The sequence below is a fragment of the Kribbella albertanoniae genome, assembly GCF_004348455.1.
Lineage (GTDB): Bacteria > Actinomycetota > Actinomycetes > Propionibacteriales > Kribbellaceae > Kribbella > Kribbella albertanoniae.
This window is the reverse complement of sequence record NZ_SMKA01000066.1, coordinates 20,011-33,621: the sequence shown is the minus strand read 5'-3', so window position 1 is coordinate 33,621 and position 13,611 is coordinate 20,011. Positions and strand designations below refer to the sequence as shown.

At 66.9% G+C, this 13,611-nt stretch carries 10 protein-coding genes; 8 read left to right on the top strand and 2 right to left on the bottom strand.

The annotated features are described in order from the left end of the window. Nucleotides 1-327 precede the first annotated feature (327 nt). Genes E1261_RS16825 through E1261_RS16815 form a run of 3 tightly spaced genes read left to right on the top strand, consistent with a single transcriptional unit; the run spans nt 328 to nt 3,292 of the window. Nucleotides 328-1,326 carry an alanine racemase gene (locus E1261_RS16825; protein WP_238176260.1) on the top strand — a complete coding sequence of 333 codons (999 nt, stop codon included), beginning with the start codon at nt 328-330 and terminating at the stop codon, nt 1,324-1,326. After that, nucleotides 1,293-2,534 (top strand): MFS transporter, encoded by a 1,242-nt coding sequence (locus E1261_RS16820; protein WP_238176259.1) that lies wholly within the window; start codon nt 1,293-1,295, stop codon nt 2,532-2,534. The genes E1261_RS16825 and E1261_RS16820 overlap by 34 nt, the downstream gene beginning before the upstream one ends. Further along, a complete protein-coding gene (locus E1261_RS16815; protein WP_132407704.1) occupies nt 2,531-3,292 on the top strand; it encodes a class I SAM-dependent DNA methyltransferase in 762 nt (253 codons plus the stop codon). Before E1261_RS16820 ends, E1261_RS16815 begins: the two co-directional genes overlap by 4 nt. A 116-nt stretch (nt 3,293-3,408) precedes the next feature. Here the strand turns inward: E1261_RS16815 and E1261_RS16810 are convergent, their stop codons facing one another. Beyond that, entirely contained in the window at nt 3,409-3,888 is a 480-nt protein-coding gene (locus E1261_RS16810; RefSeq protein WP_132407702.1) for a VOC family protein, read from the bottom strand. 195 nt (nt 3,889-4,083) lie between these two features. Here E1261_RS16810 and E1261_RS16805 point away from each other — a divergent pair, with 195 nt between their 5' ends. The 3 genes from E1261_RS16805 (at nt 4,084) to E1261_RS16795 (ending at nt 7,754) form a co-directional block, all read left to right on the top strand. Further along, complete coding sequence (locus E1261_RS16805) at nt 4,084-4,401, top strand: hypothetical protein (RefSeq protein WP_132407700.1); 318 nt, start codon at nt 4,084-4,086, stop codon at nt 4,399-4,401. 209 nt (nt 4,402-4,610) lie between these two features. Beyond that, the gene (locus E1261_RS16800) at nt 4,611-4,979 is read left to right on the top strand and encodes an effector-associated constant component EACC1 (protein WP_132407698.1); all 369 of its coding nucleotides are present in this window, start codon (nt 4,611-4,613) and stop codon (nt 4,977-4,979) included. Between the two features lie 3 nt (nt 4,980-4,982). Continuing rightward, nucleotides 4,983-7,754, top strand: a complete 2,772-nt coding sequence (locus E1261_RS16795; RefSeq protein ID WP_132407696.1) for a caspase, EACC1-associated type — start codon at nt 4,983-4,985, stop codon at nt 7,752-7,754. A gap of 42 nt (nt 7,755-7,796) precedes the next feature. Here E1261_RS16795 and E1261_RS16790 read toward each other — a convergent pair whose 3' ends face one another. Next, nucleotides 7,797-8,927 carry an epoxide hydrolase family protein gene (locus E1261_RS16790; protein WP_132407694.1) on the bottom strand — a complete coding sequence of 377 codons (1,131 nt, stop codon included), beginning with the start codon at nt 8,925-8,927 and terminating at the stop codon, nt 7,797-7,799. A 60-nt stretch (nt 8,928-8,987) separates the two neighbouring features. Between E1261_RS16790 and E1261_RS16785 the strand changes: the two genes are divergently transcribed. Continuing rightward, nucleotides 8,988-10,010 (top strand): helix-turn-helix transcriptional regulator, encoded by a 1,023-nt coding sequence (locus E1261_RS16785; protein ID WP_132407692.1) that lies wholly within the window; start codon nt 8,988-8,990, stop codon nt 10,008-10,010. 60 nt (nt 10,011-10,070) lie between these two features. Continuing rightward, entirely contained in the window at nt 10,071-13,610 is a 3,540-nt protein-coding gene (locus E1261_RS16780) for a DUF8189 domain-containing protein (RefSeq protein ID WP_165952535.1), read from the top strand. The last annotated feature ends 1 nt before the right edge of the window (nt 13,611 follow it).

Below are 13,611 nucleotides of genomic sequence, written 5' to 3'. Positions count from 1 at the left end.
GGGGGTGGGAGAGGCGGAGCTGACGGGGGAGAACACTACGAAGGTCTATGCGCGGTACGGGATCGATTTGGGGGCGATTCGGGAGTTGCGGTTCTGAGGTAGGCGCAGCAGGAGCGTCGTGGGCGGTGGCGCTCAATTCGGGCATGGCCGAAGCTCAGATCTGGGCAGAATCCTGCGGAAAATCCGAAAGCCTTACGCTCCTGCAGCGAATGACCTAGCCTTGCGCCGATCGTGTCCATCGAGGTGAGGGAGGGTAGCGGCATGTTCTGCATCGACCCGACGGAAGACGCCTGATCGTCTTGCCATTGAACGCATAGTGCGCCCGGCATGGGTTTGCTGCCGGGCGTGCTTCAGCTGCGCGGCTGGCCCGTGCGAGGAACGATGACTGATGTTGCTGTAGCCCTGGATGCACAGGTTCTGGATCGGAACATTGTGCGGTTTCATCAGCTGGTCGCGGCTGCTGGGCGGGTGACTCGGGCGCACTTCAAGGCGCATCGGACGGTTGAGCTGTCAGCTCGGCAGGTTGCTGCGGGGGCGGGCGGCGTGTCTGTTCATACTGCGCGGACGGCGATCGCGCTTGCTGCCGTGGGGGTGCGCGATGTTGTCGTGGCTTGGCCTTGGCGGGAGGAGTGGCGCTGGCCGGTCTATCTTGAAGCGGCTCGGAGTGTTGAGCGGTTTGCGGTTCATGTTGATGACGCGGAGACCGTTACTGGGCTCGGGGCGTTGGCTGCCGCTGGAGGGGCCGAGATCGGGGTTCGTCTTGACGTGCGGCATTTGCCGGATGACGGGGTCCTTCCGCTGGCACGGCTGGTTGATGCGACGGGCGGCGTACGGCTGGATGGGGTCAGTGCGTACTCGGGCGCGGAGACCAGGGCGGATATTACGGATCGCGATGCGCTTGGGCAGCGGCAGGCGGAGCGGTTGGTGCGGTTTGCCGAGTCGATTCGCGGGGACGGGATCGACTGCCCGGTCGTTAGCGCGGGCGGTATGCCGACTGCGCTCGGCGCGTTGAGGGTTGACGGGGTAACCGAGATTGTCGCGGGGGCGTACGCGACGCTTGATGCTGGGATGGCCGAGGCCGGGGTTTGTGCACTTGAGGACGTCGCTGTGAGCGTTGCGGCTGAGCGGGTCGACCTGTTGGCCGGATGCGCGCAACCGTGGGCACCCGAGCTTGAGTCTTTGCCGTCCGCAGGGGGCAGGTTGCTTCCTGGGCACATCTGTCCGTTGGCGAAAGCGCTGATGCATAGCGGGGTGGAGCTGACGTTGGTCGACGAGGGTCGGACGGTTGAGCGGTGGCTGCCCCGCGCGCGGCCGGACCGCGGGTAGTGGCGTTGCCGGGGCGGTTCTGGCTGTTCTTCGGCGCTCGGACGGTGTCGATGCTCGGCAACGCGTTCGGGCCGATTGCGTTGGCCTTTGGTGTGCTGGCGCTGCCTGGGACGACACCGGCCACATTGGGGGTTGTCCTTGCGGCTCAGGGAATTCCGCAGCTCGCTTTGCTTCTGTTCGGTGGGGTCATCGGCGACCGGTTTCCGCGGTACCGGGTGCTTGTGGTCGCCGAGCTGGTGTCGTGCCTGGCCTATGCCGCGTTGGCCGCGATGTTGCTGAGCGGGTGGGCCCCGCTCCCGGTGTTGTGCGCGGCTGCGTTCGTTGCCGGTGCGGCCTCGGCTCTGCTGCTGCCCTCACTGACCGGCACGGTCAAGGAGCTCGTACCGGCCGACAACCTGCAACGGGCAAACGGGCAGCTCCGGCTGGGGACCAACTCGGCCAGGGTGAGCGGGCTGCTCGCGGCCGGCGCGACCGTTGCCTGGCTCGGTCCGGGGGTGGCGCTCGCGGTCGACGCGGCGACGTACCTGGTGGCAGCCGGGTTGCTCAGTCTATTGAGGTTGCCCGGCGCGGTCCGGACTGAGAGGCGCAATCTGGTCGGCGATCTCCAGGTCGGCTGGCACGAGGTCAGCACGCGGCGCTGGTTGCTGGCGACGGTCGCCGCGGCGGGGGTCATCAACGCAGCCTCGGCGGCGGGGCTCGGTGTTCTCGGCCCGGTGTTCGCGCGAGATCGGCTCGGTGGGGCGTTCGCGTGGTCGATGGTGCTCGGTGGTTACGCGGTGGGCATGCTCGCCGGTGTCGTTGTCGCCATCCGGTTCAAGCCTCGGCGACCGCTGCAGGCGGCGCTCTTGTTCCTGCCGGCTCTCGCGCTGCCATTGATCGCTCTCGGTACGTCGGCAGCGCTGCCACTGGTCGTGTTGTCGGCGGTCTGCGCCGGGATCGCGACGGACATTTTCGGCGTTCTCTGGGACACCCTGATGCAGACCGAGGTGCCTGCGGAAGCGCTCTCTCGCGTTAGCTCGTACGAGTACCTGATCGCGCTGTCGCTGAAACCAGCTGGGGCGGTGTTCGCCGGGTACGTCGCTGCCGGGCTCGGCCCTGCGGCCGGATTGCTGCTGTTCGGCGGCTTGATCCTGTTCGCCACCGCGGGCGCGCTCGTCGCACCCGCCGTTCGGAACCACACACCCCGACCACTTGGAGTGCAGCAATGAACGAGGGCTATGTCGAAGGGTTCGCCACCGCGTACGACCGGTTCTGGCGACCGTACCCGACCCAGTCGGCCGAAGCCCTGCTCAAGCTCGTCCAGGCCGCCGTACCGGAGGCACGGCGTGTCCTCGACATCGGCTGCGGTACAGGGATCGTGGCCGAGCGGTTCCTTCAGGCCGGGTACGACGTGACCGGGTTTGACCGGTCGGCGGCCATGCTGGCTCGGGCCCGGACGCGGCTCGGCGACACCCCGGTGCTGTACGAGGCCGACGCCACCGACTTCAGCGTCGACGAGCAGTTCGATGTCGCCTTCTCGACGTACGACATCCCTAACCATCTGGCCGGGATGGAGGAGGTGGCGGCCTATCTCGGCTGCGTGTATCGGGCGGTGGCGCCCGGTGGGTTGTTCGTCTTCGACGTGGCGAGTGTCGAGGGTCTGCGCGGGATGAACAAGATGGAGATCCGCGATACCGAGGAGGCGATCCTGCTCTTCCGCGGCGCGCTGAACGAGTCCGCCGGTGTCGGGTTCTACCGGATCACCGGGGTGGTCCGCGCCGAGGACGGCCGGTACGACAGATTCGAGACCACGATGACCAACATCGTCGTACCGGTCGACCAGACCTTGAAACTTCTGGCTGAAGCGGGATGGGTCGACACCTACGTGGCCGATCCGTCGGACCTGCTGACTCCACTCGCGGAGGTGCCGGAGTCCTTGCGTCGCTTGTACTTCGTCTCTCGCAAGGGAGACCAGTCGTCGGAATGAGCCCGAGCCAGGCTCAGGGACGAGGCGGATCGCCAGCGTGCGCGAACTCACCGAAATTTTCACGCAGTTGGGCCGATGACCTCGGCCCTGGTCGAGGACGCTGCGGCTCGTCGCGGTCAGGCCTTGTGCCGGGCGGCCAGCATGTCGAGGTAGTGCGGGTTGTGGTAGATGCCGAGGACGTTACCGAATGGGTCGATGACCGATGCGGTGACAAACCCTGATCCCGAGCCGCCTTGCTCGGTGATGGGCTCGTGCGCGGTGGCGCCCATCGCGAGCAGTGTCTCCATCGTGGCGGTCAAGTCGTCAACGTGCCAGGCAACGGTTGCGGAGCCGGGCGCGTTGGCCTTGCCGGCTAGGTACCGCCGGTCGATGAAACCGAGCTCGACCTGGTCGTCGCCGACCCAGAACTCGATGTAACCCAGCTGCATGGCGGTGCCGCATTCAGCGCAGTGCCCGACGCCGAACGCTCGCGCTTCGCACGTCTCGCACTCGTAGGCGCGAAAGTACGGCTCGGTGTTCAGCAGTTCGGAGTACCAGCGCGCGGCCGCGTTCAGGTCATCGGCAGAGAACCCGACGGTGCAAACTCCTCGTAGCATGATCAGTCCTTTCCTTGACGCTGCTGACAACCATCGTCCGCCAGGTAGCGGCCAGGTTCTGGCCTCTGCGTGCAGGACCGGATGCCGATTCGACGTACTGGATGCTCCGAAGCGTCCGTGCAGTAGCCGACCGCTCCCACCGATAGTCCGTGGGCTGTGTCAGTGTGGGAGGCATCCACAGGGCTGGAGGACTGGATGGGCGAAGGGCGCTGGGTCTTGGTGCGGGCAGGCGATGGGCTGAAGGGCAAGGCGTTGCAGCTCCTCCGGCAGGAGTTGGCTGAGCAGGACCTGCCTACCCAGGAGATGCCGGGGGAGGCGATCGCGGTCGGGCTTGCGGGTGGGGTGGCTCCTACGGTGGTCGGGGTGTTGCGGGACTGGATTCATCGGCGGAAGAGTCCGGAGCGGGTGGTGCTGACGATCGGGGCGGATTCGCTGGAGGTTCGGCGGGCGACTGTGGACGACAGCACGCAGGAGATCGAGGCGTTTCTGGTGGGGAGCCAAGGGAGCGTTTGAACGTTGTGAGGTGAGTTCGGGCGGCGTAGCGTCGAAGCGACGGCGGGGTGACTCGTCACAGGAAGCTCTGCCCTGAACTCCCCTCCACAGGGGTGGAGCCCAAAGGAGCCCGGAGTGCCATGCACCCCGGGCTCCCTCGACACGAAACGGCTACGGACCGTTGCGGGACGGTAGCCGACCCGGGATCATGGAGCGGGATCCTGGGAGGGATGTTCGTGGGGGAATGGGTGGACGTCGTACTGCTGGACGACGATGCGGAGTTGGCGGATCGGGCGATCAGGCAACTGCGGCGTGAACTGGCGGAGCATGAGATCGACATGCGCACGGTCGGGACGACCTCGCCGAGCGGAAGCAAGGGCGACATCTCATCGTTCAATGCGGTAGCGATCGCGTTGGGTGGAGCCGGTGGGATGGTGACGGTGCTGGTCACGATTCTGCGCGACTGGCTCGGCCGGCGTCCTCCTCAGCAGCGGGTGAAGCTGACGATCGGCGCTGACACGATCGAGCTGGATGCGGCATCGACGGAGCAACAGCAGCAGGTGCTCGAGGCGTTCCTGCGCCGGCACGAAGCGAGCTGAGTGATGGGACGCCGGCGGGCGTTGCTTGTGGCAACTTATGAGTACGACGACACGGGGTTGCGCCAACTCGTCTCCCCGGCTCAGGATGCGGAGGCGCTGGCCGACGTACTTGAGGATCCGGCGATCGCTGGGTATGAGGTGCAGGTCATGATCAATGAGCCGTCGAGCCGGGTCGGTGAGGCGATCGATGAGTTCTATGCGACGGCCGAGCGCGACGATCTGACCCTGCTGTACTTCAGCGGTCACGGGCTGAAGGACGACAACGGCCGTCTGTATCTGGCCATGAAGAACACCAAACGGGAGCGGCTGCGCTTCACCGCGCTGCCGGCTCACATGGTCGACGAGGCCGTGAACGAGAGCTTGGCGCGGCAGAAGCTGTTGATCCTCGACTGTTGCTATGGCGGCGCGTACGCCGTTCAGCAGTTGGCGAAGGCGGATTTGGCGGTGGATACGAAGGCCGAGCTTGGCGGTCGCGGTCGGATCGTGCTGACGGCCACCGAGTCCACGCAGTACGCGTTCGAAGGGGCCAAGGTCCACGGGCAGGCATCGCAGTCCGTCTTCACCCGCTGCATCGTGGAGGGGCTGCGCAGTGGCGCCGCCGATCTCAACGCCGACGGTGACATCACGGCGGACGAGCTGTATCAGTACACGTACGACGCGGTCGTCGCCGAGCAACCGACGCAGCGACCTAAACAGATCGCGGACGTCCAGGGCCGGACGGTGATCGCGGCCAATCCGCACTGGGAGTTGCCGGCCCGGATCATCGCGGATCTGGAGAGCCCAGTGCATCGGGAGGCCAGCCTGCAGCAGCTCGGTGAGTTGCTTCAGGCAACCAACGATCGGGTACGGCGAACTGCCCGCGCCAAGCTCGAGGAGTTGCTGGACCACGACAGCCGGGCCATGGCCGAGTCTGCGCGGGCCTATCTCGATCGGCCGATCATGCCTGCGCAACCAGTGGTGGCCGTGCCTCCGGTACGGCGGCCGACCGGCCCGACCTTCGGCGCCGCTGCCCGAACCGCTGCGAGGCGATGGCAGCATCGACTGCGCGGGCCGCTTGCGGCTCTGCGTGCTGCGGCAACGAGCTGGTGGATTGCCGGCCTGTTCACGATCGCCGCGGGTTTCGCCATCACCGCGGCCGCGCTCGACCCCACGCCGTACTCGATCGCGGTGGCAGCGGTCCTGACTGGTGCGGTGGTGGTCCAGTTCCGCGCGATCGGGCCGGCCTTCGCTGCCGGGCTCCTGGCACCGGCCGTCCTGAGTACGGCGATCCTTGCGGATGACCTGACGTACTGGAACAGCCTGCCGCCGGTGCTCTTCAGAGCAGCACACCTTGCTTGGCTTGCGGCGTCAGTTGCCGGGCTGCTCAACTGGCGACCTCCGAAACCGCGGCTGCGGATGGGCCTGTTGATACCGGCGGCGATCGCGGCGGCACTCGTGCTGGTCGTGGTGGTTGAGGGCTACCGCAGCCCACATCAGTACAGAGGGGTGCCGCACCTGACCTACCCAGCAGTCCTCGGTCTCATCGCCGCCGAGTTCGCGCTGGTCGGTCCGCTGCTCGCCCTCGGCCGCTCATTCACCGTCGGCTGGGTGGCTGGCGGGATTGCTGTGTGGCTTGGACTTTTCAGTGGATCCTGGAACCTGGCTGCACCCTGGCCGGCGGTCGTGGCGCTGCTGACGGTCTGGTTGCTGATCGGAGTCTTGGCGATCCTCCGGCCGCAGCCGCCCGGGGTGCCGATCCGTCGGCTCGCGATGATCGCGCCACTGCTGGCCCCCGTCGTTCTGGGTGCTGTCGCGTTCGCCGTCGTGCCAGCGGCACCCCGCGCGCCAGCTGTGCTCGACATCGCGCTAAGCCCCGACGATCGCACGCTCTATGCGGCCGATTTCTCGAACGACCAAGTCCTGAAAATCGACACGACGACCCGCGAACAGGTCGGCGATGCGCTGCCGGTCGGCCGTGTGCCCAGCCGGTTTCTGCTGGCACCGGACGGTACGACGCTCTACGTCGCGAACTCGGAATCCGGCACGATCTCCGTCGTGGACGTGGCTGCCTGGAAGATCGCCGGTCCGCCGATCCCTGTTGCCCCAGGTCCGATCGACCTATCGCTGAGCCCCGCGACCCGTCGGCTCTATGTGCTGAGTCCGAAGGCGGAAACGATCACCGTGATCGACACCGATACGCGGCAGACGGTCGGCGGTCCGCTTCCCAGCGGGCCGAGCCCGTCCGACCTCGAGATCGACGCGAAGGGCGAATGGCTGTACATCGCCAACAGCGAGGCGGGCACCGTCTCGGTGATCGAGACCGCGACCCGCCGACCTGCGCGCAGTCCGATCAAGGTCGTCACCGATCAGAGTGACCTGGCGCGCGATCCGAGAGGTGTGCCACCCGGCCCGACCGACCTGGCAACCGGCCCGGACGGCCTGATGTACGTCATCAGCAGAGCGTCGTACGCCGTGATCAATACCAACGTCAAGACGTCGCGACCGACCCCGTTCCCGCTACCGGGGAGGTCGAGGTCGGCGGTGGTAGGTGCCGACGGCAAGAATCTCTACGTGCTCGGTGGCGTGGACACGGATTCGGAGGACACGATCCGCGTGGTTGATGTCGGTAGTCGCGAGGTTGTCAGGACGCTGTCGGCCGACCTAGGGGTCCCGGTCGAGTTGGTCGTCAGTACGGACGGTGGGCGGATCTATGTCCCCAACTTCTACAAGCCGGGAATCGTCGTACTCGATGGTGCCGGTCCGAAGGAGATCGGCCTGATCGCGTACGGGCAGTGAGAAGGGCCGGTCCGTTGTGGACCGGCCCCTTCTGAGGTGTCTCTACAGGTTGCGGAAGAACGTCCGGAGGTCGGCGACGACGTCCTCGGGGCGCTCGAGGGAGGCGAAGTGGCCGCCTTCGGCGAAGTTCGACCAGTGCACGATGTTGGGGTTGTCGCGGTCGGCGAGCGGGCGGATGGTTTTGAAGTCGTCGGCGAAGACGGCGACGCCGGTGCGGGCGTGGTTGAGCTGGGGTTCGGCAGCGGCTTTGGCCTCTTCGTAGTGGTAGCGGCCGGCGGCGGCTGAGGTGTTGGTGAACCAGTAGAGGGAGACCTCGGTCAGGATCTGGTCGCGGGTGACCAGGCTGGTGCCGTTGCCGAAGTTGTTGAAGAGTTCGTTCCAGGCGAGCTGGCCGACGGGGGAGTCGGAGATGCCGACGGCAACGGTCTGCGGGCGGGTGGAGTTGATGGCGTTGTAGCCGCCGACCGACTGGAACCACTGCAGGTGCTCGAGGGCCGCGTAGTCCTCCGGCGTGAACTTCTCGAACTCGGCCGGGTCGCCCGACGGGAACGAGAACAGTTGCAGCACGTGCAGACCGAGGAAGCCTTCAGGATTGAGTACGCCGAGCTCCCGCGAAACCATGGCACCGCCGTCGGAGCCGTGTGAGCCGTACGAGTCGTACCCGAGTCGACGCATCAAGGTGTCGAACGTCTTCGCGACCCGGGCCATCGTCCAGCCGCGGTCGACCAGCGGCGTGCTGAAGCCGAAGCCGGGGATCGAGGGCACGACGACGGAGAACGCGTCCTCGTCCGAACCGCCGTACGCCGCCGGGTCCGTCAGCGGGCCGATCATGTCGAGGAAGTCGACGAAGGAACCCGGGTAGGTGTGCACCAGCAGCAGGGGCGTCGCGCCCTCGACCTTCGACGGGACGTGGATGAAGTGCACGGTCTGGTCGTCGATCTCGGTCAGGTAGTGCGGGAACTCGTTCATCCGCGCTTCCTGCGCACGCCAGTCGAAGCCGTTGCGCCAGTGGTCGACGGTCTCGCGCAGGTAGTAGTTCGGGGTGCCGTAGTCCCAGTCGTCGCCCGGCGCCGGCTCGGGCAGCCGCGTCCGCTCGAGGCGGGTGTGCAGGTCGTCCAGGTCGCTCTGGGCGATGTCGACGGTGAAGGTCCGGATGCTCTCGTTTGTGCTCATGGCTTTAGATTAGGATCGGTATAGGAACATTAGGTTCCTAATCAACCAGGGAGTTTGGCAATGTTGGAGACGTCGTCGCGGTTGCTCTCCTTGCTGGCGCTGCTCCAGACCCGGCCCGCCTGGACGGGGGCCGAGCTGGCCGAGCGGCTGGAGGTGACGACGCGGACGATCCGGAACGACATCGACCGGCTGCGCGAGCTCGGGTATCCGGTCGATGCGACGCGCGGGCCCGCCGGTCACTACAAGCTCGGGGTCGGCGCCAAGCTGCCGCCGTTGCTGCTGGATGACGAAGAGGCGGTTGCGGTCGCCGTCGGGTTGCGGACCGGTGCGGGGCTCGCCGGGATGGCCGAGAGCAGCGTGCGCGCTCTCACCAAGCTCGAGCAGGTCCTGCCGCATCGGCTGCGGCGTCAGGTGAACGCGGTTCATCAGGCCACGACGAAGGGGCCCGAGGACACCGGGACGAATGTCGAGGCTCCGCAGATCGAGTCGGCGCTCCTGAGCACGATCGCGGCGTGCATCCGTGATCAGCACTACCTGCGGTTCGACTACGAGGTTCCCCAGGGAGCGCTCTCTCGGGATGCAGGATCAGCCCGTACGTCGGATCTCCCGGTTCTCGTGCAGCCGTACCGGATGGTCAGCTGGAACCGGTTCTGGTACGTCGTCGCCCGTGATGATCGCGACGAGTGGCGGACGTACCGGGCGGACTGGATGTCGTTGCGGATGGCAACGGGTATGCGGTACGTACCGCGGCCGATGCCGGGCGACGACTACACCGACTTCGTACTGCGTGACGTCGCGTCGACCGGGTGGAAGGTGCACGCGCGGATCACGGTGTTCGCTCCGGCCGCCGACGTCCTGAGCCGGATTCACGCGGCCGTCGGTGTCGTTGAGGCGGTCGATGACGAGACCTGTGTCCTGGTCACGGGCTCGGATTCGCTGGAGATGATCGCGGTGTACGTCGGGATGCTGGGACTCGACTTCCGCGTCGACGGCCCGGCCGGTCTGGTCGAGCATCTGAAGACCCTCGGCGAGCGCTATCTCCGGGCGATCTCCGAGGGAGTTCCACCTGGATCGAATGCTTAGGCAAGGTGCGGAGTTGGAGCTATATCTATGGAGTCCATAGATAATCAGAGGGGCTTCGCGATGACTGACTCCGCCCAGATTCAGCCCAGCCGTCGGCAGATGCTTGGTTGGCTTACGGCTGGTACCGCCGCAGCGGGCTTGCCGTTGCTCGACACTCGGGCTGCCAACGCCCTGGCCGCGGCACCCGCCGGTGCCGCAGCCGCGCCGTTGACCGTGTGGCTGCCCTCGCCGGCCGACAAGGTACGGCGGGATCGGCCGTTCCCTGGTTCCTCCCCGGCCACGATCAGCCTCGCCGCGGCGCGGAACGAGTACGAATCGGGGCAGTTCGTCGTACGGACCACGAGCGGTACCACTCTGCTCGCGGTCAGTGCGGGTGAACTGACCGGTCCGGGCGGCGCCAAGCTGACGGGGATCGAGGTCTTCGAGCAGCACTACGTGCAGGTGGAGAAGACGTGGCCCGAGAGCCAGCCGAAGTACATGCCGGGGCCGTGGCCGGATGCGCTGGCGCCGCTCCCTCGGACGCGCGTTCTGTCGGTGGGTTCCGGTAGCAACCAGGGCATCTGGTTCACCGTGCACATCCCGAAGGGCCAACCGGCCGGTTTGTACACAGGCAGCATCACCCTGACCGGTGGTACCAGCCCGGTGTCCATCCCGGTGGAGGTCGAGGTCTGGCCGTTCGAGATCCCGGACACCGCGAGTACGGCCACGGCCGCAGCGATCTGGTACCAGCAGGTCGCGCGGCACTACGGGCTCGCGCATACCGACCCACAGCACGAGCCGATGATGCGGAAATACTACGAGCTGCAGAAAAAATACCGGCTCATCTCCACTGATCCGCCGGGGCCGTTCCGCGCCGCCACGGCACCCAACGGACTGTGGCCGGGGCCGGGACTCGAACCGGAGCCGGCCGACTTCCTCCGGTCCGCCGACCGGTACCTGCTCGACCCCAGCGCGGGCCGCTACCGGATCCCGCTGTATGCCACCGGGGACTACAACACCGGCTTCACGTTCGATGCCGCGAAGGTCAGGCAGGTCCTGCAGGGCCTTCGTGAGCGTGGAATCGTGGACCGCGGCTACTTCTACTGGGCCGACGAGCCGATGAACGACACCGCGTTCGCACACGTCAAGAAGTTCTTCGCCGACGTCTCCGCGGTAGCGCCCGACATCGACCACGTGCTGACCCTGACCGACCCGCCGAACCAGGACCTGCTCGACTTCGTCCGAGCCTGGTGCTTCGTCATCACCGTCCCCAAACCGGAGCTGCCCGGCATCGTCGACGCGCTGAAGGCCCGCGGCGACACAGTCTGGTGGTACACGGCCTGGCGGCACGCCTACCCGCTGCCCAGCATGTTCCTCGCCGACAGTTCCGTCAGCGCCCGCATGCTGCCCTGGATCCAGTACAGCCACGGGATCGAGGGCTGGTTGTTCTGGTCGACCACTGTCTTCGGTAAGTGGGAGCACGACCGCGGGTACGCGCCGAGCGACCGCTGGACCGATCCGTTCCCCCTGCCCGGAGGGGACGCAGGCGACGGCTACCTGATGTATCCCGGTCCGGATGGCCCGGTCCCGTCCATCCGCCTGGACAACCTGCGCGATGGGTTCGAGGACTTGGAGTACCTCGCTCTGTACGACCGCAGGGCCGCTGAACTCGCAGCTGGGTGGGACCTCGCCGTACCGGCGAAGCCGCTGCAGTCGTACCACGACGTGCTGCACACGGGCCCAGCGCCGTACCGGGACGACCCGGCGCTATTCCACCGGATCCGCCGCCAGGTGGGAGCAGAGGTGGCCCAGCTCTTCGGCAGTGCGCCGGCTGTGGTCCGGATCGAGCGGTCAACCGCGCACGGTGTCGTTGTCGAGCTCATCACCGGCCGGAACAACCCAGTGACCGTCGGCGGGATCAGCAGCCAGCCGGTGCAGACGACGGCGACCGGTGCGCGGCACCGGGTGGTCCTGGAGATCCCGGCGGGCCAGCGGGACATCGCGATCACCGTAGGCGGCTCCACGTTCAGCCGGACGGTGGAGATCCGGCCGGTCGCCGTACCGCACGACATCCCGATCAACTCGTTCGAGACAGCGGCGGATGTGGCACGGCTGGTCACTCAGGAGGCCAGCGCGACCTGGTCCGACCAGCACCCCACGACCGGGCGGCACTCGGCCAAGCTGGTCTTCAACGCCAACGCGGCCGACCCGGCGTGGTCGGGTGTGTACTTCTACACCGCGCGGGAGAACCGGCCGGACAACTCCATCGGGCGCACCGACTGGTCGAAGATCGACGCGATTGCGTTCGACGCGTACAACGACTCCGACGACGTAGCGGTGATCTACTGCGACTTCCACGACCCGGTGCGGCTCGACAACGGCAACCCGTTCTACCTGTCTCCGCGCAAGCATCAGCGGGTGGTCATTCCGCTCACCGGTCTCGCGAGTGACCTTCCGCGGATCACCTCGATCCACCTGCGGACTCCCAAGCGCAGTACGCCGTTGACCGTGTTCATCGACAACGTCCACTTCCAGCGCAGCCGCACCGACCTCCCGGTCCCTGGAACGTGGAGCAGGCAGGACGCGGACCGGCTGCTCACGGTCCAGACGGTTCAAGCCGACGGCTCTATCCGGTACCTGCAGCAGGACGGCTCTGGTTGGACGGCGACCAGCCTTCCCGCAGGAGTCGCGGGTGCTGTCGCAAGTGCCCTGGACCCGGCCGGGCGAATGAACCTCTTCGCACTGACCTCGAGTGGTGTCGTCAAGTGGAGCCGGAACGGGCAGCACGTACTCCTGGACCTGACGCCGACGAACGGCACCAAGCAACAGCTGACCGGACGTCCTGCTGCGATCGTGGACGCCACTGGGCGGATGGCGTACTTCGTCCGATCGGTCGACGGTCACCTGATCCACGGTCGGCAGTCCGCACCGGGCTCGGCTGTGTGGACTGCTGTCTACGTCACGGACAGCAGCGGCGCCAGGGTCCGCATCAGCGGTGACCCAGCTGCTGCGCAGGACGTGTCCGGCAACCTCACCTACATGGCCCGCAACCTGGCCGGTGAGCTGTGGCACGGCTGGGAGAGTGCTCCGGGCAACAACCAGTGGATCGGGGACCGGATTCTGCAGGGCGGTACCGGCGAGGTCGTTCGGCTGGAGGGACGTCCGGCCATGGCGCAGGACATCTCCGGTCGCCTGACCTTCCACGCGCGCAACGCCGCCGGCGCCTACGTCCACGGCTGGCAGTCCACTCCGGGTAACGGCCCCTGGCGCTGGGACCTGCTGCCGTTGACGGTGACTGTCGACGGCGCCGCGGAGACCGTCACTGTGGCCGGCGATCCCGTCAGTGCACTGGATGCCTCCGGCAAGCTGGTCAGCTTCGTCCGCACCACCGACAACCGCATCTTCCACAACTGGCAACGCCATCCTGGCAGCGGACCCTGGGACGCAACCGTCGTCCGCGTCGGGACCGCCTACGCCTCGGTCAGCGGTGATGGGGCGGTCGGTCAGGACAGCACAGGCGTTCTGCACTACTTCGCGCCGACGGCCGCCGGGCCGCTGGGGCACTGGTACCAGTACGGGCCTGGCGTCGGACCGTGGCAAAGTGGGCCACTGCCGTCGTGAT

Excerpts from the sequence above, each read along its gene's own strand:
- E1261_RS16810 (WP_132407702.1), bottom strand. The coding sequence starts at position 3,888 with ATGCTACGAGGAGTTTGCACCGTCGGGTTCTCTGCCGATGACCTGAAC.
- E1261_RS16790 (WP_132407694.1), bottom strand. The coding sequence starts at position 8,927 with ATGAGCACAAACGAGAGCATCCGGACCTTCACCGTCGACATCGCCCAG.
- E1261_RS16785 (WP_132407692.1), top strand. The coding sequence starts at position 8,988 with ATGTTGGAGACGTCGTCGCGGTTGCTCTCCTTGCTGGCGCTGCTCCAG.
- E1261_RS16825 (WP_238176260.1), top strand. The coding sequence starts at position 328 with ATGGGTTTGCTGCCGGGCGTGCTTCAGCTGCGCGGCTGGCCCGTGCGA.
- E1261_RS16795 (WP_132407696.1), top strand. The coding sequence starts at position 4,983 with ATGGGACGCCGGCGGGCGTTGCTTGTGGCAACTTATGAGTACGACGAC.
- E1261_RS16800 (WP_132407698.1), top strand. The coding sequence starts at position 4,611 with ATGTTCGTGGGGGAATGGGTGGACGTCGTACTGCTGGACGACGATGCG.
- E1261_RS16815 (WP_132407704.1), top strand. The coding sequence starts at position 2,531 with ATGAACGAGGGCTATGTCGAAGGGTTCGCCACCGCGTACGACCGGTTC.
- E1261_RS16780 (WP_165952535.1), top strand. The coding sequence starts at position 10,071 with ATGACTGACTCCGCCCAGATTCAGCCCAGCCGTCGGCAGATGCTTGGT.
- E1261_RS16805 (WP_132407700.1), top strand. The coding sequence starts at position 4,084 with ATGGGCGAAGGGCGCTGGGTCTTGGTGCGGGCAGGCGATGGGCTGAAG.